Annotated in this window: 21 protein-coding genes; 16 read left to right on the forward strand and 5 right to left on the reverse strand. The window is 32.7% G+C overall.

What is annotated here, in order from left to right:
• Positions 1-5 precede the first annotated feature (5 nt).
• From PF021_RS07695 to asnB, 15 genes are all read left to right on the forward strand, one after another.
• Complete coding sequence (locus tag PF021_RS07695) at positions 6-905, forward strand: branched-chain amino acid ABC transporter permease (RefSeq protein WP_271021910.1); 900 nt, start codon at positions 6-8, stop codon at positions 903-905.
• 3 nt (positions 906-908) lie between these two features.
• A complete protein-coding gene (locus PF021_RS07700) occupies positions 909-2,096 on the forward strand; it encodes a branched-chain amino acid ABC transporter permease (RefSeq protein ID WP_271021911.1) in 1,188 nt (395 codons plus the stop codon).
• A 2-nt stretch (positions 2,097-2,098) separates the two neighbouring features.
• Positions 2,099-2,872, forward strand: a complete 774-nt coding sequence (locus tag PF021_RS07705; protein WP_271021912.1) for an ABC transporter ATP-binding protein — start codon at positions 2,099-2,101, stop codon at positions 2,870-2,872.
• A complete protein-coding gene (locus PF021_RS07710) occupies positions 2,859-3,554 on the forward strand; it encodes an ABC transporter ATP-binding protein (RefSeq protein ID WP_271021913.1) in 696 nt (231 codons plus the stop codon). Before PF021_RS07705 ends, PF021_RS07710 begins: the two co-directional genes overlap by 14 nt.
• 12 nt (positions 3,555-3,566) lie before the next feature.
• Entirely contained in the window at positions 3,567-5,162 is a 1,596-nt protein-coding gene (locus PF021_RS07715; RefSeq protein WP_271021914.1) for an ABC-F family ATP-binding cassette domain-containing protein, read from the forward strand.
• Positions 5,159-6,658, forward strand: coding sequence for an AMP-binding protein (locus PF021_RS07720; RefSeq protein WP_271021915.1), 1,500 nt, complete (start codon positions 5,159-5,161; stop codon positions 6,656-6,658). The genes PF021_RS07715 and PF021_RS07720 overlap by 4 nt, the downstream gene beginning before the upstream one ends.
• Before the next feature lie 33 nt (positions 6,659-6,691).
• Positions 6,692-7,984 carry a DUF4910 domain-containing protein gene (locus PF021_RS07725; RefSeq protein WP_271021930.1) on the forward strand — a complete coding sequence of 431 codons (1,293 nt, stop codon included), beginning with the start codon at positions 6,692-6,694 and terminating at the stop codon, positions 7,982-7,984.
• Between the two features lie 17 nt (positions 7,985-8,001).
• Complete coding sequence (locus PF021_RS07730; protein WP_271021916.1) at positions 8,002-8,223, forward strand: acyl carrier protein; 222 nt, start codon at positions 8,002-8,004, stop codon at positions 8,221-8,223.
• Complete coding sequence (locus PF021_RS07735) at positions 8,220-8,897, forward strand: hypothetical protein (protein ID WP_271021917.1); 678 nt, start codon at positions 8,220-8,222, stop codon at positions 8,895-8,897. Before PF021_RS07730 ends, PF021_RS07735 begins: the two co-directional genes overlap by 4 nt.
• Positions 8,894-9,706, forward strand: a complete 813-nt coding sequence (locus tag PF021_RS07740) for an AAC(3) family N-acetyltransferase (RefSeq protein ID WP_271021918.1) — start codon at positions 8,894-8,896, stop codon at positions 9,704-9,706. Before PF021_RS07735 ends, PF021_RS07740 begins: the two co-directional genes overlap by 4 nt.
• 18 nt (positions 9,707-9,724) lie before the next feature.
• Positions 9,725-10,504: a formyltransferase family protein gene (locus PF021_RS07745; RefSeq protein WP_271021919.1), complete on the forward strand. Its 780-nt coding sequence runs from the start codon at positions 9,725-9,727 to the stop codon at positions 10,502-10,504.
• A gap of 85 nt (positions 10,505-10,589) precedes the next feature.
• Positions 10,590-11,015, forward strand: a complete 426-nt coding sequence (gene rplM, locus PF021_RS07750; RefSeq protein WP_271021920.1) for a 50S ribosomal protein L13 — start codon at positions 10,590-10,592, stop codon at positions 11,013-11,015.
• Between the two features lie 3 nt (positions 11,016-11,018).
• A complete protein-coding gene (gene rpsI / locus PF021_RS07755; RefSeq protein ID WP_271021921.1) occupies positions 11,019-11,411 on the forward strand; it encodes a 30S ribosomal protein S9 in 393 nt (130 codons plus the stop codon).
• Positions 11,350-13,293: an STT3 domain-containing protein gene (locus PF021_RS07760; RefSeq protein WP_271021922.1), complete on the forward strand. Its 1,944-nt coding sequence runs from the start codon at positions 11,350-11,352 to the stop codon at positions 13,291-13,293. The genes rpsI and PF021_RS07760 overlap by 62 nt, the downstream gene beginning before the upstream one ends.
• A 3-nt stretch (positions 13,294-13,296) precedes the next feature.
• Complete coding sequence (asnB, locus tag PF021_RS07765; RefSeq protein ID WP_271021923.1) at positions 13,297-15,114, forward strand: asparagine synthase (glutamine-hydrolyzing); 1,818 nt, start codon at positions 13,297-13,299, stop codon at positions 15,112-15,114.
• A gap of 92 nt (positions 15,115-15,206) precedes the next feature.
• Here the strand turns inward: asnB and PF021_RS07770 are convergent, their stop codons facing one another.
• The 4 genes from PF021_RS07770 to PF021_RS07785 form a co-directional block, all read right to left on the reverse strand.
• Positions 15,207-16,616 (reverse strand): Do family serine endopeptidase, encoded by a 1,410-nt coding sequence (locus PF021_RS07770; RefSeq protein ID WP_271021924.1) that lies wholly within the window; start codon positions 16,614-16,616, stop codon positions 15,207-15,209.
• Between the two features lie 83 nt (positions 16,617-16,699).
• Positions 16,700-17,134, reverse strand: a complete 435-nt coding sequence (locus tag PF021_RS07775; RefSeq protein ID WP_271021925.1) for a globin domain-containing protein — start codon at positions 17,132-17,134, stop codon at positions 16,700-16,702.
• Between the two features lie 64 nt (positions 17,135-17,198).
• Complete coding sequence (locus PF021_RS07780; protein WP_271021926.1) at positions 17,199-17,606, reverse strand: hypothetical protein; 408 nt, start codon at positions 17,604-17,606, stop codon at positions 17,199-17,201.
• Positions 17,596-17,859, reverse strand: coding sequence for a hypothetical protein (locus PF021_RS07785; protein WP_271021927.1), 264 nt, complete (start codon positions 17,857-17,859; stop codon positions 17,596-17,598). The genes PF021_RS07780 and PF021_RS07785 overlap by 11 nt, the downstream gene beginning before the upstream one ends.
• A gap of 120 nt (positions 17,860-17,979) precedes the next feature.
• Here PF021_RS07785 and PF021_RS07790 point away from each other — a divergent pair, with 120 nt between their 5' ends.
• Positions 17,980-18,258, forward strand: a complete 279-nt coding sequence (locus PF021_RS07790) for a coiled-coil domain-containing protein (protein ID WP_271021928.1) — start codon at positions 17,980-17,982, stop codon at positions 18,256-18,258.
• A 1-nt stretch (position 18,259) separates the two neighbouring features.
• On the opposite strand, the gene PF021_RS07795 is transcribed toward PF021_RS07790, so the two are convergent.
• Positions 18,260-18,448, reverse strand: coding sequence for a hypothetical protein (locus PF021_RS07795; RefSeq protein WP_271021929.1), 189 nt, complete (start codon positions 18,446-18,448; stop codon positions 18,260-18,262).
• Positions 18,449-18,681 lie beyond the last annotated feature (233 nt).

An 18,681-nucleotide genomic window follows, 5' to 3' on the forward strand; every position in this document is an offset into this window, starting at 1 on the left:
AAGACTTGGATTTTTTGACATTAATACAGCAATGCATAAATGGTATTAGTCTAGGAAGCACATATGCCCTAATCGCCATAGGATACACTATGGTATATGGGTGTTTGAGACTTATTAACTTTGCTCATGCAGATATTATGATGGTTGGTGCTTTTTTGAGTTTTTTTGCTATAAACTCTCTTGGACTTCCATTTATTGCATCTGCTATATTTGCAATACTTCTATGCATACTACTTGGTATTATAATAGACAAGATAGCTTATTTGCCACTTCGTTCAGCTCCTAGAATCTCAATGCTTATAACTGCAATTGGTATTAGCTTTTTTTTAGAAAATATATTTAATGTATTTTTCGGTTCAACTCCGAAATTTTTTAACGCACCAGAGTTTCTAAGCCAAAACATAAACATAGTAGGTATAAGCCTGACACATATAACAATTATAATACCAGCAGTAACAATTCTACTATTAATTATGTTGTTGCAATTTTTATATAATACAAAACAAGGCATGGCAATTAGAGCAACTGCATTTGACATACACACAATAGGGCTAATGGGAATAAATGTAAATACAATAATTGCCATAGTCTTTGCCATAGGCAGTTCTCTTGCAGGTATTGGTGGAATCTTCTATGCTGTTTCATATCCTACAATAGATCCTCTAATGGGCGTTTTAATAGGATTAAAAGCATTTGCAGCTGCTGTTTTAGGTGGCATAGGGAGCGTTGGCGGTGCTGTGCTTGGTGGATTTATTTTAGGATTCACAGAAGTTATGGCTGTGGCTATATTCCCAAATCTTGGTGGTTACAAAGATGCATTTGCATTTTTATTTTTGATATTGGTTTTACTATTCCGCCCAGTTGGAATCATGGGTGATTGGAAATTAGAAAAAAGTAGGTTTTAATACATGAAAGTAAAAAATTTATACCATAATAATCCTACTGCCACAACATTTAGTGGGCATATACTAGTCTATATACTAATGATTGTTGTGTTATTTCTAGCACAAAGTGTGCTTGATGATTACTTGCTTAGAGTATTTAATAATATACTTATTTTTGTGATTTTAGCAGTTAGCTATAACCTAATAAATGGTGTTACTGGACAGCTATCGCTAGAGCCAAATGGCTTTGTGGCCATTGGAGCTTATGTAACTGCATTAATGCTTTTAGATTCAGATTCTAAGCTTGGTATGTTTCAGCTAAGCGATCCTCACCCATTTGTATTAAGCATGTATAGTGAGTTGTTACCTGCATTATTGTGTAGCGGTCTTGTAGCTGCATTTATCTCTATACTATTAGCATTCCCTGTTTTTAGGGTTAGAGGCGATTATCTAGCCATTGTTACTCTTGGTTTTGGATTTATAATAAAAATCCTAGCAATCAACAACCCAGAATGGACAAATGGTGCTATTGGGCTAAATGAAATACCAAACAACAACGACACAATAATGAATTCTATACAAGCCTTTATGTATAGCATTGCAAACTCACCAAATATGCCAGAATCCATAAAAGCTTTCATGTCATATTTATATACTCATTCTTTTGAGAATGGAGCAAATATCACAATTTTCTTTTGGAGTGGCATTATTGCAACAGCTTCGGTTATATTGATTTTACAGATTGTATATTCCAAATTTGGTCGTGCAATGAAGGCGGTCAGAGATGATGAAGATGCAGCAATTGCTATGGGTATTAATACATTTAAAATCAAAACATTTGCATTTTCTACAAGTGCATTTTTAGAGGGTGTTGGTGGTGGATTAATGGCTGTTTGGCTAACTACGATTGATCCAAAAATATTTGGTTTTGAACTTACATTTCAGTTGCTTATAATAATTGTTCTTGGCGGACTTGGTAGCACTACTGGAGCCATTTTAGGAACTATTTTAGTTATAGGTGGTGGAGAATGGCTTAGATTCTTAGATCAACCTCTTGTGTTTTTTGGGACTGATTTTGGTTCATATCCCGGCTTAAGAATGGTGTTTTTCTCACTTATACTTCTATGCATCATGCTTTTTGCAAGAGAGGGGATTATGGGAAAAAAAGAATTATGGGATTTAAACCCAAAGAAAAAATTTTTTAAAGGCTAGAAATGGCATTGCTAGAGCTAAAAGATGTTAGTATCTCATTTGGTGGAATAAAGGCAATAGATAATGTAAGCTTTTGCATAGAAAACAACACAATCTTTGGCTTAATAGGACCAAATGGTGCTGGAAAAACAACAATGTTTAACATAATTACAGCAAATTACAAACCTACCGCTGGAAAAGTTAGCTTCAATGGCAAAAATATATCAAACTATAAGCCAAACACAATAGTAAATTTGGGTATAGCAAGAACATTTCAAAACATAAGGCTTTTTAATTCAATGAGTGTGTTGGACAATGTGCTAATAGGCTTACATAATAATGCAAAATATAGCTTTTTTGAAGCGGCATTTAGAATAGGCAGATTCTTTAAAGAAGAAAGACGAATAAGACAAAAGGCATTAGAATTACTAGACTATCTAGGCATAGCAGACAAGGCAGACATGCAAGCCAACTCTCTAAGCTATGGAAATAGCAGAAAGGTAGAAATAGCAAGGGCATTAGCGACAGATCCGAAACTTCTTTTACTAGATGAGCCAGCAGCAGGCATGAATCCAATAGAAACAGAGGAGCTAGGAACACTAATTTTCAAAATGAAAAAAGATTTTAATTTAAGCATATTGCTAATAGAGCACGATATGCCTTTTGTAAATAAATTATGCAATGAGGTTCTTGTTTTAGATTATGGTAAGAAACTATTTAGCGGTAGCCCATTTGACGCTATTAATAATAAAGATGTAATTGCTGCATATTTAGGAGATTATTATGCTACAAGTTGAGAATCTTGAAGTTCAATACGGACTTATAAATGGACTAAAGGGTGTTAGCTTCCACATAGAAGAACACGAAATAATCACACTAATAGGTAGCAATGGTGCTGGAAAAACTTCTACTCTAAATGGCATAGTAAATAGCGTTAAAACAAAGGGTAAAGTAAAATTTTTTGGTGCTGATATTTCAAATATACCTACACATAAAATAATTCAAAGAGGCTTGGTCTTAGTGCCTGAAGGTAGGAGAGTTTTTACAAACTTGAGTGTTGATGAGAATCTAAGAATGGGTGCTTATAACAATGATGAAAATTTTGTTGTTATGAAAGAAAAAATGTATGCATTATTTCCTAGATTAAAAGAAAGACACAAGCAAATGGCAGGAACAATGAGCGGTGGAGAACAACAAATGTTAGCCATTGCAAGAGCATTGATGAGTGAGCCAAAATTGCTAATGCTAGATGAACCAAGCTTGGGTCTAGCGCCAAAAATAGTTGGAGAGCTATTTGAGATATTAACGAGTTTAAGAGAAAATGGAATTACAATACTACTAGTAGAGCAAAACGCATTTGCAGCACTAAAAATAGCAAATCGTGCCTATGTGCTAGAGCATGGCAAAATAACGATGAATGATACAGCGGAGAATATACTAAACGACCCTGATATAAAAAAGAGATATTTAGGCGGATAATTAAGGATTATTATGGTTCAAATAACCGGGCTTGGTATGCAATATGCTACCAAAAAACTTTTTGAAAATGTAAATTTAAGGCTTGATAAGGGCAAAAGATATGGGCTAATAGGTGCAAATGGTGCTGGAAAATCCACTTTTTTAAAAATCTTAAGTGGAGAGATTGAGCATACAAGCGGAGATATTTCATTTGACCCAAATGCTAGGCTTGGAGTGCTTGGGCAAAATCAATTTGCATATGAGGACTTTAGCATTAAAGATTGTGTGCTTTATGGCAATAAAAGACTTTATGAAGCAATTAAAGAAAAAGAAAGACTTTATGAAGCAGGAGACTTTAGCGACCCAGTTAATGAACGCTTAGGTGAATTAGAGATGATTTGCGCCGAAGAAGATCCCACCTATGAATATGATGTGCAAATAGAAAAGATTTTAGAAGACTTAGGATTCCCTGCTAAAATCCACGATGAGCTTATGAAAACGCTAACGGGTGGAGATAAGTTTAAAGTGCTTCTAGCACAAGTTCTATTCCCAAAACCTGATGTTTTATTCTTAGATGAACCTACAAACAACCTAGATTTAAAGACGATTTCCTACTTAGAAGAGCAATTAAGACGCCATGAAGGCACACTTGTAGTAATCTCACACGATAGACACTTTTTAAATAGCGTATGCACACATATTTTGGACTTGGATTTTAAATCTGTTAGAGAATTTAGTGGAAACTATGATGATTGGTATATTGCCTCAACTCTCATTGCCAAACAACAAGAAATGGAGAGAAACAAAAAGCTAAAAGAAAAAGAAGAGCTAGAATCTTTTATCGCTAGATTTTCGGCAAATGCTTCTAAGGCTAAACAAGCCACTTCTAGACAAAAACAACTAGAAAAGCTAGACATAAAAGCACTTGAAGTATCCTCTAGACGCGATCCTAGCATACTTTTTAAGCCAAACCGCACCATAGGAAATGAGGCATTAAACATTGAAAACTTGAACTTTTCTTATGAAGACTTAGAAGTGATTAAAAACTTAAACCTAACCATACTTCCGGGTGATAAAATCGCACTTATTGGGAGAAATGGTATTGGCAAGACTACATTTTGTGAGCTAATATGTGAAAACCTAAAGCCACAAAGTGGAAGCATAAAATGGGGTGCGACGATTGAGAGAGGCTACTTCCCTCAAAACACCACCGAGCTTATAAAGGGCGAAGAAACCCTCTATGAATGGCTAAGAGGATTTGATAAGAAAAAAGAAGCCACAGAGATAAGAAACGCACTAGGTAGAATGCTATTTAACGGAGAAGAGCAAGAAAAAAACATAAACTCCCTAAGCGGTGGAGAAAAACATAGAATGATGTTAAGCAAGCTCATGCTAGAAGGTGGGAATTTCTTAGTGCTTGATGAGCCTACCAACCACCTTGATTTAGAGGCTATCATCGCACTTGGAGAGGCATTATACAAATATAGTGGAAATGTCATTTGTATAAGCCACGATAGAGAGTTAATTGATGCGTATGCAAATAGGATTATAGAGTTTAAAGAAAACAATGAAATAGTTGATTTTCGTGGAAGTTATGAAGAGTATCTAGCCTCACAAGGACAACAATGAATCTAAAAAATTCCCTCCTAGAATCTCTTTTGCTTCACAAAGATAAAATCGCCCTTGAAATAGACGACAAGACTTTTAGCTATGAAGAGCTAGATAGAGATTCTAGCACTCTTGCTAATTCTCTTTTAGAAAACAAAGGAGAGAGGGTTTTAATATTTTGCTTTAGAAGTTATCTTACATATGTTTCTATTTTAGCTTGCATAAAAGCAAATCTAACCTTTATCCCACTAAATCCGAAGTTCAAAAAAGAACGCCTAAAGCTAATGATACAAAACGCAAAAGCCACAAAAATCGTAGTAGATGAATCTTGCAAAGAGCTTTTTTTAGAATTACAAAATGAGCTAAAGCTAGAGCTTGAAGTTTTTAGCACAATTAAAAAATCTAGCACTAATAATCTTTATAAAGTAGCACAAAATGAAGTTGCCTACATACTCTTTACCTCTGGGAGCACTGGGATTCCAAAGGGTGTTCAGGTAAGTAGAGACAATCTTTTTGCCTACATTTCAAAAATGCAAAAACTCTTAAAAATAACTCCACAAGATAGAATCTCAAACTTTTTTGACATAACTTTTGATGTTGCAATGCATGATATTTTCTGCACTCTTTTAAGTGGAGCTAAATTATGCGTAATCCCTGCAGATTCTCTAATAAATCCCATTAAATTCATACAGCAAAAAGAGCTAACAATCTTTTATGCAGTTCCTTCGCTAATCAAATTTTTATCAAAACTCAAAGCCTTAAAAGAAGAAGCTTTACCAAGCCTAAGATTGTCTATGTTTTGTGGTGAAGCTCTAAGCTTAAAAAATGCGCAAGCATGGGCAACATGTGCTAACAGAAGCAAAGTTTATAATCTCTATGGTCCCACAGAAACCACAATTGTTGCCACACAATATCTGTGCTATAAATTTGGCAAACCTTGCAACGAAGCATTAAATGAAGAGGGGATCCCACTTGGATTTCCACTAGAGAATTTAGAAATAAGCCTAAGAGATGAAAATGGCAAAGAAGTAGAAAATGGAGAAATGGGAGAAATTTGGATAAGTGGAGATCAAGTAGCATTAGGATACTTAGATGATGAGCCAAAAACAAATGAAAAATTTATACACATAAATAATAAAAATTATTATAAAACAGGCGATATTGGTATAAAAAAGCAAATTGGAAATGAGCTTTTATATTGCTATTGTGGTAGAATTGATGATCAAGTAAAGATTCAAGGATATAGAATCGAGCTTTTAGAGGTGGATTTAAAGCTTAGCAAAATCACAAACCTACCTAGTATTGCAGTGGTAATTACAGAAAATGGTATAAATAAGCTAATAGGCGTAATAGAAGCTATAGAAATAAACCAAGCAGAAATCTTAGCAAAATGCAAAGAAGAAATGCCTAACTTTATGATACCAAGCAAGTTTGTAACGCTAGAGAGATTCCCCATAAATGCAAATGGCAAAATAGATAGAAATAAAATTAAAGAAGAGATTTTATGCAAGAATTAGCAAATAAGTGGTGGGGGGGGGGGGCATAATGATATTGGCTATGAACTCTATTTATTTGCCAAGCTCCTCTTTAAAATCCCACGCTCTCTTAGTGGTGATGGCAATAGGCAAACTCTAAAAGAAATTGATAAAATCCTAGAACATAAGCTAGAAATTTGCGAAGTTGCAAGTGGCACAAAGGCTTATGATTGGACAATTCCAAAAGAATGGAATGTAAAAGATGCCTATATTGTAACCCCAAATGGTGAGAAAATATGTGATTTTAAAGAAAATAATCTGCATTTAGTTGGATATTCCACGCCACAAAATTTAAAGCTAGAGTTTAATGAACTAAAAACACATCTGCATTCGCTAGAAAGTCAAAGTGAGGCGATTCCTTATATCACCTCTTATTATAAAGAATATTGGGGATTCTGTTTGCAAGATAGCCTAAAAAAGAAGCTAGAAAAAAAATACAAAAACAGCAAAGAAAAGTTTGAAGTAGTGATTAATTCTAGTCTAGAAAATGGCTCTCTTAGTTATGGAGAGATTCTAATAGAGGGAAAAAGCAAAAAAGAAATAATTCTTAGCACATATATTTGTCACCCACAAATGGCAAACAATGAAATTTCTGGAATTTGTGTTGCAACATACTTAGCTAAATATCTGTTAGAAAAAGATTCATATTATTCTTATAGAATCTTATTCTTGCCAGAAACCATAGGGGCAATTTATTATCTCTCCACACATTTAAAACAAATGCAAGAAAATTGCATAGCTGGATTTGTGCTAACTTGCTTAGGAGATAATCAAAACTACTCTTTTGTCACTTCTCAAATGGGAAACAATCTAGCAGATAGGAGCACAAGGCATATCCTAAAGCACTATTATAAAGGATATAGGGAATATTCTTATTTGGAGCGTGGGAGTGATGAGAGGCAGTATTGTGCGCCGGGGATTGATTTGCCATTTTGCACCATCTCTCGCACAAAATTTGGCGAGTATAAAGAATATCACACTTCACTAGACAATTTAGACTTTATCAGCAAAGAGGGCTTAGAGGGTGGATATACTTTTGCAAAAAGAATCTTAGAAGCACTAGAACTAAATAGAGTGTATAAAAACAAAATTCTTTGTGAGCCACAGCTTGGAAAATATGAACTATATCCCACACTATCAACTAAAGAAAGCATAAAAGCAATTAAAGATATGCGGAATTTGTTGATGTATTGCGATGGTAAGAGAGATTTGCTAGAAATTGCAGAAATTTGTAGCTTTAATTTGCTTAGTATGAAAGAATATATAAACAAGTTCATAGAATGCGGATTAATTGAAGAAGTAATTTAATTATGTAAAGGATAAAAATGAAAGAAAAAATTGAAAATTTTATAAAAACAAAAAATCCAAACTTCGATGGAGGAGCTATTTTTGGAAATAATGGAATTGATTCTGTTGGATTTTTAGAATTGCTTAGCTTTTTAGAAGACGAACTGAAAATAGAACTTGACTTTAGCGAATATGACCCAGTTGAGTTTGGTACTTTAAACGGTCTGTATGAGATAATAAAGAAGGAAAACCTAAAATGATATGGGAATATATTTACAACACAGAATTTGTGGCCTTCAAAGACTGCCATTTAACTTGCAATGGATATTGTTGCACTATGAACAAAGAATTCTCCATACTTTCTAAAATAACGCTTCCACTCTTAGAAGATGAGTATAGCTACTACGAACAAAATGGCGGGATTAGCAATATAGATGAAATTAAAAAAGAAGAATTTACCTTGTTAAATGGCAAAAATCTTACGCTTTATTATTTGATATGTGATTGTAAGGGACTATGCAATCCTCACTCTATGCGACCATTAATTTGCAGAATCTATCCCTTTATCCCCAAAATATCGTATAAAGGCGAATGTGAGGGGTTTTTATATGCTTCATTTTTTGATGTAATTTACAATGATACAAACCATCCTTGCACACTAGTAAGGGAGCATAAAGAAGAAATTTTTGAAAATTTAAAAGAAAAATTAGAACCACTTTTGCATGAACCAAAGCTTATATTTGCCTTTAAGGCGTTGGAGATTGTGTATTCTTATTTATTAGCAAAACTTGATTTGACACAAGATATAAACACATTAAACAAAAAATTAGAATTCTTACTTTTAAGTCGTAAAGCATGGAATAATGAAGATTTCAAACAAGAAATTACGCAAAGCTATGAGAAAATTGTTAAAAACTTTGGAGAGTTTTTGTGAAAACATATGCGTTAGAAGAGTTTGAATCTTTTTTGAAAATACATACAAAAGATTCTAAAAATATTCTAATTCATAGTGCCATTGCAAACTTAGGAATTCCCACAAAAAACAATCAAAAAATACCACCACAAGAAATAATGGATAATTATTTAGAGATTCTATTAAAATGCAATAGCGAAATTTTAATGCCTTGTTTTAACTACTCCTTTCCAAAGACACATTTTGCTGATTTAAGGAGTTTGCCAAGCGAGGTTGGAATCTTAACAGAAGCATATAGAAATGCTACTAAGCATAGAAGTATCCACCCTATGTTTAGCTTTTGCTCAAATAACGGAGAAAGCATAGATAAGAGTGTAGAATACAACCCATTTTTGGGTAATTGTGTATATCAAAATTTATTAGATTCTAATGCACTAATGATATTTTTAGGAATTGATATTAGAGTTTGCACTTTTATGATGTTTGTGGAAGCAAACTTTGGCGTTAAATACCGCTATTTCAAGCCATTTTCTGGTGAAGTGATAGATTTAGAGGAAATATCACATAAAGGAGAGTTTTATCATTTTTGTTTGCCACCTAATGGCGAGATTGTGGTAGATTATTCTAAAATGTTTAAAGCTTTACTCTCTTTAGGAGTTGTTAAATCACAAAAACTTGGTGCTTCTTTTCTCTATTATTTTAATGCACAAGACTTTTATAAAGCAGTTAAAAATGAGCTAACAAAGAATCCATATTTATTACTAAAAACATCTCCTAAACGTTTTTGGACTTTTAAAAATGGAGAAGATACTATATTGGAATCTTTATAGATACTAACAAGGAATAATATGAAGTTTGACAAAATATGCATAATAGGCAGTGGAAACTTGGCACTAAAAACAATGAAACTTCTATATGAAAAATATAAGCTACCAAAAGAAAAAATATTTGCTCTAAGTCAAAATGAACCAAAACTATCACTATTTAGCAATTTTTGCAAAAAGCAAAATATAAACTACCAAAATATAATCAATAAAAACCAATTAGAAAATATCTTTATGCAGATAGATTCAAAGACGCTAGTAGTTAGTGCAAATAATTATTTTATTTTTACAAAAAAGATTCTAGACAAACATAATCTAACAATCATTAATTACCATAACTCTCTACTACCAAAATATAAAGGCTCAAATGCTGCACTATGGTGTATATATAACAATGAAGAAAAAAGCGGAATTACATGGCATATGGTCAATGAAAATATCGATAGTGGAGAGATTCTAGTGCAAAAAGAAATAATTTTAAACAAAAATCATACATTCTTATCACTCACACAAGAGCAACTAGAGCTTGGGGTTTTGACATTAGAATCGATTTTGCAAGATTTATTAAATGAAAAATTAAAAGGCACACCTATGACAGGTAGTGGGAGCTTCTATTATAAATCACAATTACCAAATGATGGTCTTTTTGATAGCAATTGGGATTTGGAGCATAGAAGCAGATTCTTAAGAGCGTTTGATTGTGGTAAATCTGGATTATTAAAACCAGCAAGAGCAATTATTAATAACAAAGAAATAGAAATAACAAAATACAACGAAAACTTCATGCCACAAGAAATACAATAGCTTTTACAAAACTTAATTTAAGCAAAATTTAACAAATTTTCAATATAATTTGCGACTTAAAACTTAAAGTTATAAAGGTAAAGAAATGAAAATTACCAAAATGGCAAAAGCCAACGAAATTAAACGAGAATGGGTTGTTCTTGATGCTAAAGACAAGACTTTTGGACGATTAATAACAGAGGTTGCTACTCTACTTAGAGGTAAGCATAAACCTTGCTATACTCCTCATGTAGATTGTGGAGACTTTGTTGTGGTTATAAATGCTGGCAAAGCTAAGTTTAGCGGTATGAAGCTAGATGACAAAGAGTATTTTACGCATTCAGGTTATTTTGGTAGCACAAAGTCAAAAACACTAAGAGAAATGCTAGAAAAGCACCCAGAAAAGCTATATAAACTAGCTGTTAGAGGTATGCTTCCAAAGACAAAACTAGGCAGAGCAATTATTAAAAAGCTAAAAGTATATAACAGCGAAACTCACCCTCACAGTGCGCAAGTATCAAAACAAGGATAGATAATGGCAAAGATTTATGCAACAGGAAAAAGAAAAACAGCAGTCGCTAAAGTTTGGTTAGCACCTGGAACAGGTAAATTTACAATAAATGGTGGAGTTAGTTTGAATAATTGGCTGGGTGGGCATGAAGCTATCAAAATGAAAGTTATGCAACCACTTTTATTAACTAAGCAAGAAAAGAGCGTTGATATAGTTGCAGTTACTATGGGAAGTGGATATTCAGCACAAGCTGAGGCACTAAGACATGGTATTTCAAAGGCACTTGTAGCATATGATACTAACTTCAGAGCAATCCTAAAACCAAAAGGATTATTAACAAGAGATTCAAGAGTTGTTGAAAGGAAGAAATACGGAAAAAGAAAAGCAAGAAGAAGCCCTCAATTCTCAAAGAGATAAAAAAGATTCTATCTTGGAATCTTTTTTCTCCAAGCACAAGGATGCTTATCTTCACTGCTTATTTATTTTTACTATTTGTTTTGTATATTTTTTATTTCAATATTTAGAGTTCTACAAATTTGCACAAAATCCACAGAATTTCATAAATGACACACTTATTCTAACTTCTTATGATTCATATTATTATGCAAAGTTTGCAAAAGAATTTGCACTATCAAACATAAAAGAGCAACTATCACTTTTATCTTCCATACCACCACTTTCTATACTTGGTGGGATACTTAGTGCAATCTTTAAAGAGACTGCATTTACATATAGCAGTGTTGTATTTGGGGTGATTTTTGGGATTATTATGTATGTTTGCATACTGCAAATTTTGCAATTTACAAACACTGAATCTACAACACAAAATAAGATTCTAGCCCTTATAGGCAGTATGCTAAGCTTGCTTGCTCCACATTATTTTCAAAGAACAATTATTGGCTATTTTGATACTGATATGTTAATTTTATCCCTACCATTACTTAGCATTTTATTTTTATGGAAATATATTTTACAAGGTAGGAGCTACTCATTATTAGCCTTTGGAATCTTCTCTATTGCCTCTATAAATTGGCACAATGGGATTTCTAGCATTCTTCTAAGTAGCTTTATGCTCTACTTGCTATACGCAACAATAAAAAAAGAGTTACAACTAGATATAATAAGTGTTTTTTTAATTGCACTAACGCCCTTTAGCTATTCTTTTGTTGCATTATTTATTGTTTTTGTGCTAAAAAAGTATAAATATCTAATACTAGTAATTTCAATTATTTATGCGTATTATTTTGGGCTTTTTAACCCAATAATCTCTCAAGTGAATGCTTATCTATTTGGAGAGATTCAGCATTCAAATAGCTATATTTATACATCTGTTGTAAATTTGATTTTAGAGACTACACCTGCGACTTTTATAGATATGGCAAGTAGAAGCGGTGGTATTATTGTATTTATATGTGGAATCTTTGGGTTTTGTGTGATAGGACTAATATTTGCACTAAAAAATAGAAACTTTGCATATATTTATTTGCTTTTGATACCATTTTTACTACTAGGGATTGCCTCATTTAAGCTTGGGGTTAGATTTAGCATGTTTTTAAGCCCAATTATCGCTATTGGCATTGTTTTATTAATAGCATTTTTGTTGCATAAACTTCAAAAATACAAAAACATAATCTTAGGCATGTCAATCATAGCGCTTGGCTTATTTATAGCATGTATGAAATATGAGATTCCACAACCAATTCTATCAAAGAGCGAAATACAAAGTTTGCAAAAGCTACCAATAAAAAATGGAGATATTGCATTTTCTTGGTGGGACTATGGATATGCAATATCATATTTTACGGAATCTATAACACTCCTAGATGGCGGACGACATGCAGGGATAATAAACTATCCAATAGCAGAAATACTGCTAAATACAAATCAAAGATTCGCCAAAAATCTATCAATAAAACTTGCACAAAACATGAAAAGCATGGAAAAGTCGCAATGGAATTTTATATTTACAAACTCACTCAATAACCAAACTCCGCTAGAATACATAAAAACGCTAGAAAATACTAATATCAAAAAAGATTCAAACTATGATATTTTTTGGATTATTCCATATAGAATGATACCTCTAGTTGCAAATATAAATAAATTTAGAAATATCAACCCACAAAATGGAAAAACACTGCAAAATAGTGGAATCTTTAACTTCAAAAACAATGTCTTAACAATCGATGAAACCTACAAAAATAGCAATGTATTACAATGGATATTATTTAACAACAATAAAGAAATGGAATTAATCCTAAAAAATGATAAAATCGTAGTGTATAAAATAAAGGATTAATAAATGTGCGGAATTGCCGGAAGCCTAAATATATCTACAAATAGAGAAAAAATAGAATCCATGCTATATCATAGAGGACCAAATGATAAGGGATTCTTAGAAGAGATGAGCTTGGGGGGAATTTTAAATTTATTTCACTCTCGCCTTAGCATACAAGACTTAAGCACTAGTGCCTCTCAACCTATGCACTATAAGCATTTGAGCATAATTTTTAATGGAGAAATTTACAATCATCTGCACTTAAGAGAAGGCTTGAAGTTTGACTTTAAAACACATAGCGATACAGAGACGATTTTGGCACTATATGATAATTATGGTAGTGAATTTTTAAATATGCTAGATGGAATGTTTGCATTTGTTATATATGATAGATTGAGTCATACTTTATTCATGGCTAGAGATAGAATGGGCAAAAAGCCATTTTTTTTCTACAAAGAAAATGACAAATTCGCATTTGCTAGTGAGCTAAACACACTCCTTAGTATCACTAAGCTAGAGTTAGAGTTAGATAATATAGCTTTCTTTTTAAAGAGTGGATTTTTTTACCATGATGGCACACCATATAAGCATACGCACTCAATTCCAAATGGATACTATGGGATATATGACTTAAAGAGCCATGTCTTAGAATTTCATCAATATTTTGATTTAGCAAGATATTATGAAATAGATAAAATAAATGATGAAAATGAAGTCCTAGAAAACTGCGAATCAATACTAAAAGAAAGCATAAAAAACAGACTTGTATCATCAGATATAGAAGTTGGTGCATTTTTAAGTGGTGGGATTGATAGCTCACTAATAGTAGCAATAGCATCAAATCTAAATCCAAATTTAAAAACATTTACAATTTCATTTGAAGATTCTTATGATGAATCTCATCTAGCACAGCTAACAGCAAACAAATATAACACAGACCACAAAACAATAAAAATAAGCACAAATCTAAAAGATGATATAGAAACAATTTTACAAAATTACGGAAGACCATTTTTTGATAGCAGTGCTATACCTAGCTATTATGTAGCAAAAGAGGCAAAAAAGCATCTAAGCGTGATTCTAACAGGAGATGGTGCAGATGAATTATTTGGAGGATATAGACGATATGTAGGGCATCTGCTAATGCCAAAGGTATCATATCTAGCACCTATAAGCAAATTTTTGCCAAAACCAAGCAAAAAAGCTTCTTTTTATACATATTTCTATCGCCTTATGGAAATGGCAAAATACTATTATAAAAACCCAAGTAAATACTACCTAAAATCTACCACCGATATATTTGACATGAATCTATCAAGCAATATGCTAGAAAAATTTAGCAATGAAGTAGAAGATATATTTAACTCAAATCTAACCCCGCTATCAAAAATGCTTCTATTAGATTCAAAAAACATACTACTTAGCGATTTATTACCAAAAATGGACATAGCAACAATGGCACATTCACTAGAGGCAAGAAGTCCATTTCTTTCAAAGATGTTTGTAGAATTCGCACCAAGAATCAATGATGATTTCAAAATAAGAGGCAGAGAGACAAAATATATCCTTAGAATCCTAGCTCAAAAATATTTGCCAAAAGAAATCTTTAATGCACCAAAGAGAGGCTTTGAAGTGCCACTTAAAAAATGGGTAAATAAAGACCTAAAAGACAATATCTTAGATTCTCTAACAAATCCAAAAATATCTAATAATTTTCTATCACAAGGAGAGATTTTATCGCTTTGTAACAACACACAAAATTATGGAGAGGAAAAAAGAGCCAAAATGCTATGGAATCTATACGCATTAGAAGTGTGGTATAAAGGATATATAAGTCAATAGTTTTGTTTACAGATACTTCCTTTATTATATGAACAGGTAGCAGACTTTTTATAAAAAGTCCTAAATACCAAACCCAAGAGTTTGGCATTTATTTATCTTGCTACTATTGTTAGGATTCTGCCTCCACGATTTATAATCATTCTCTTTGCTTGTCCTTTATAGCGATTCATTACATCATTAAAGTCTTTTGTATCTTTTATCATGTAGCTTTCAACTTGAGCTATTATATCTCCCTCGACAAATCCAATTTCATCCGCCTTACTACCTTGATCAACATTTACTACAAACACACCTGCTATATTGCTTGGGATTCCATATTTGGCCTTTATATCAGCACTTAGAGTTGTTACATCAAGCCCCTTGATTCCACCAGATACGACACTGCCATCGCTACCACTTGGAGCTTTGCTTAGCACTATTGTTGTTTTATACTCTCTTTTATCTCTTGTATATGTGAGTGTGATTTTATCATTTGGGCTAAATGTTCCTACTACATTTTTAAGATCTGCTGCACCTTTAATTGCCCTGTTGTTAATATGAGTTATTAAATCCCATACTTTTAATCCAGCTTTACTAGCGGGAGATTTATCATCAATAGCTAAAACAACTGCACCGCTTTGATTTTGATACATATCTTTTAAATCACTATTTATATCTTGTATGCTAACCCCAAGATAACCTCGCTCTATTACACCATCTTCTATTAGTGCCTTTGATACTTTTTTTACCATTTCAGAAGGTATGGCAAATCCTATACCATGATTCCCGCCAGTTCTTGAAAGTATCGCTGTGTTTATTCCTATTAGTCCGCCTCTGCTATCAACTAATGCACCACCACTATTTCCGGGATTAATTGAAGCATCAGTTTGAATGAAATTTTCATAATCATTGATTCCTATACCAGATTTATTTAGAGCAGAAATTATCCCTTGAGTTACGCTCTCACCTACCCCAAATGGATTGCCTATTGCAAAAACTACATCGCCAACTTGCAAATCACTGCTTGAGGCAAACTTTAAAAATGGAAGATTCTTAGCATTTATCTTAACAATTGCAAGATCGCTTTTTTCATCTTTTCCTATCAATTTTGCTTCATATTCTTTATTGCTCTCTGGCAATGATACTAGAATCTTATCTGCACCATCTATTACATGATTATTCGTTACAACATATCCATCACTAGAGATGATAACCCCACTTCCAAGGCTTCTCTCAATCCTATCCTTTGGTACTATAGAACCAAAAGCATCACCAAAGAACTGCCTAAAAAATGGATCATTTAAGAGTGGGTGTCCTTGTATGTTTGGTGCTTTTACTTTTTTTTGGGTTGATATATTTACAACTGCATTTTTTGCATCTTTAATTGAATTATAATATGAGTAGATTCTATTTTGAGATACATCAGGCATCTCACGAGAGCTTACAGGAGGTAGCTCGCTAACTTCAAATGCATGCACATTAGAAGCTAACAACGCACCTAAGAGTAAATTTCTAATCTTCATCATTTCTCCTTTTACAAAGTGTAATTTATATTATTTCAGAAAAATGTAAATAAAAAAATAATGAAGTTAGATTTTTATAAATTTTAGTTTTGTTTATATAATTTTTCTTCTATATTGATATAGAACTCTGCTATTTCTCCATATGCCTTCTCCCAGGCTTCCATTATTTCATCTGTTGCCGCATCTTGTAAGACTTCTTTAATGGCTATTAAAAGACACTCACCAACTAAAGGATAGTGCTCCTTAGTTACATTTAATTCAACATGAATCTTGCCTATTTTTTCAACACTCTTCCTAATGTTTTCTAAATTATCAATATTCATAGCAGCATTTAAAACCGCAGCAGCCAATGCCTTTGGCTGTTTTCCATTTTTTTGCTTTTCCATATCAAACATACTTTGCACTTGTGGATATCTTGTAAAAAGTTCTCTATAAAATACCTTTGTAATATCCTCACCACAATTTTTTAATGCCGGGATTGTAGATTTTATTATTTCTATTGTTTTTGAATCAAGCATTTATTCTCCTTAAGTTTAAAATATGAATTGTATAGTGATAGAAAAAATATTGCATTGATTTATGTTAAGTTCTTAGTGAGTCTATTTCTTGTTGCAATACTTTTGTTTCTGCTAGGAGTGTTTTTTCTTGGTTTTGCTTTTGTTTATATGTTATTTGAATCTCTTTTATCTCTGCTTGTTTGATTTTTATATCATTTCTTAATGCTTCTAGTGTTAATTCATCTTCTTTGCACTTTAGCTCTTCATAGATTTTTTGTAATTCTGCTAGATAGTCTTTTAGAGTTTCTTCGCTTTCATTTTCTGGAGGTTGTGGCATTACTATTTCTCCTCCACTTGTATTTGGTAGTTCTATACTTTCACCACTTTCACTTGGGATTCCACCACCGCTTATGTTTGGTATTTCTCCTCCACTTGCATTCTCCACACTTCCACTTGCACTTGCTACATTTGGCAATATCCAATTATTGCTCATTCTCTGCCTCCTTTTGTATTCTTCCTAATCCATTACCATTTTCTATAATCATAATCTTGCCTTCTCTTCTTAACTCTCTTATACTTTTAGGTTCTTCAACATTTTCTTTTAGCATTAAAAATGCTTCCTCTTCTTCTAATGCAAAGAGATTTCCCTTTATCCCATCTACTAGCTCATCTTGGTTTTTTATTACATCAATGGCTAGATGAACTCTTTTAAGTCTGCTATCACCTGCACTTCGTATTAAGCTCATGGCTTACTCCTTTTTTGTCTAGCATTGTATGGGTTTTATTTTGCAATTGTAAGGGATAGATTGTTTTAGTCCTTATTTGCAATTCTTGCTTTTTGTATAATCTTTATTTTAGGAGTTTTTATGGAATATGTAGAGTTTATAAAGCTAATGCTAAGTGATGGGAGTTTTAATTCTGGAGTTTTGGTTGGGTTTATTTTTGGTTGCTTTTGTATGGGGTGGCATAAGGATAAAGAAATAAAAAACAGATGGAGAGAAATAGAAGATAAAAATGAACAACTAGACAAAGCAGAAAGAAGAAGGGTTGAAGAGCTAGAAGATAAAAGAAAAGAAATAAAAGAGCTAAAAGAAGAAATAGCCTCTTTAAAAATAGCCCTTAGTGCTAGAGAGTTTAAGTCATAGCTTATTCTTGTGGCTTTATTAGTTGTAGCTCTATTTTTGCACCTTTAAAAACCGGCTCATTAAAGACAATGCTATTTTCTTCTATTTCAAAATCAGAAAACAAAGAACCATTTATAAAGCACATACATTCAGCCTTGCTTACAAGTGTGTAGGCAAGTGGAAAGCTTAAATCTTCACCTATTTCTATCACATCAATTAACTTTCTTACTCATTATAAAGCCTCTTTAATCCATCTTTACCAACTCCTTATTAATCTATAACTAACTACACTAAATAGCCTAAATATAAATAATAGAAGCCAATATACCTACTCTAGCTCCTAATACACAACACACTTCTTAGAATCTTTTTTTACAATCTTTTACAATATTCCCTCTTTTAAAGCTTCATTTTATCTCCTAATCCAACACTAACTCATATTTT

The organism is Helicobacter ibis (assembly GCF_027859255.1).
GTDB classification, from domain to species: domain Bacteria; phylum Campylobacterota; class Campylobacteria; order Campylobacterales; family Helicobacteraceae; genus Helicobacter_D; species Helicobacter_D ibis.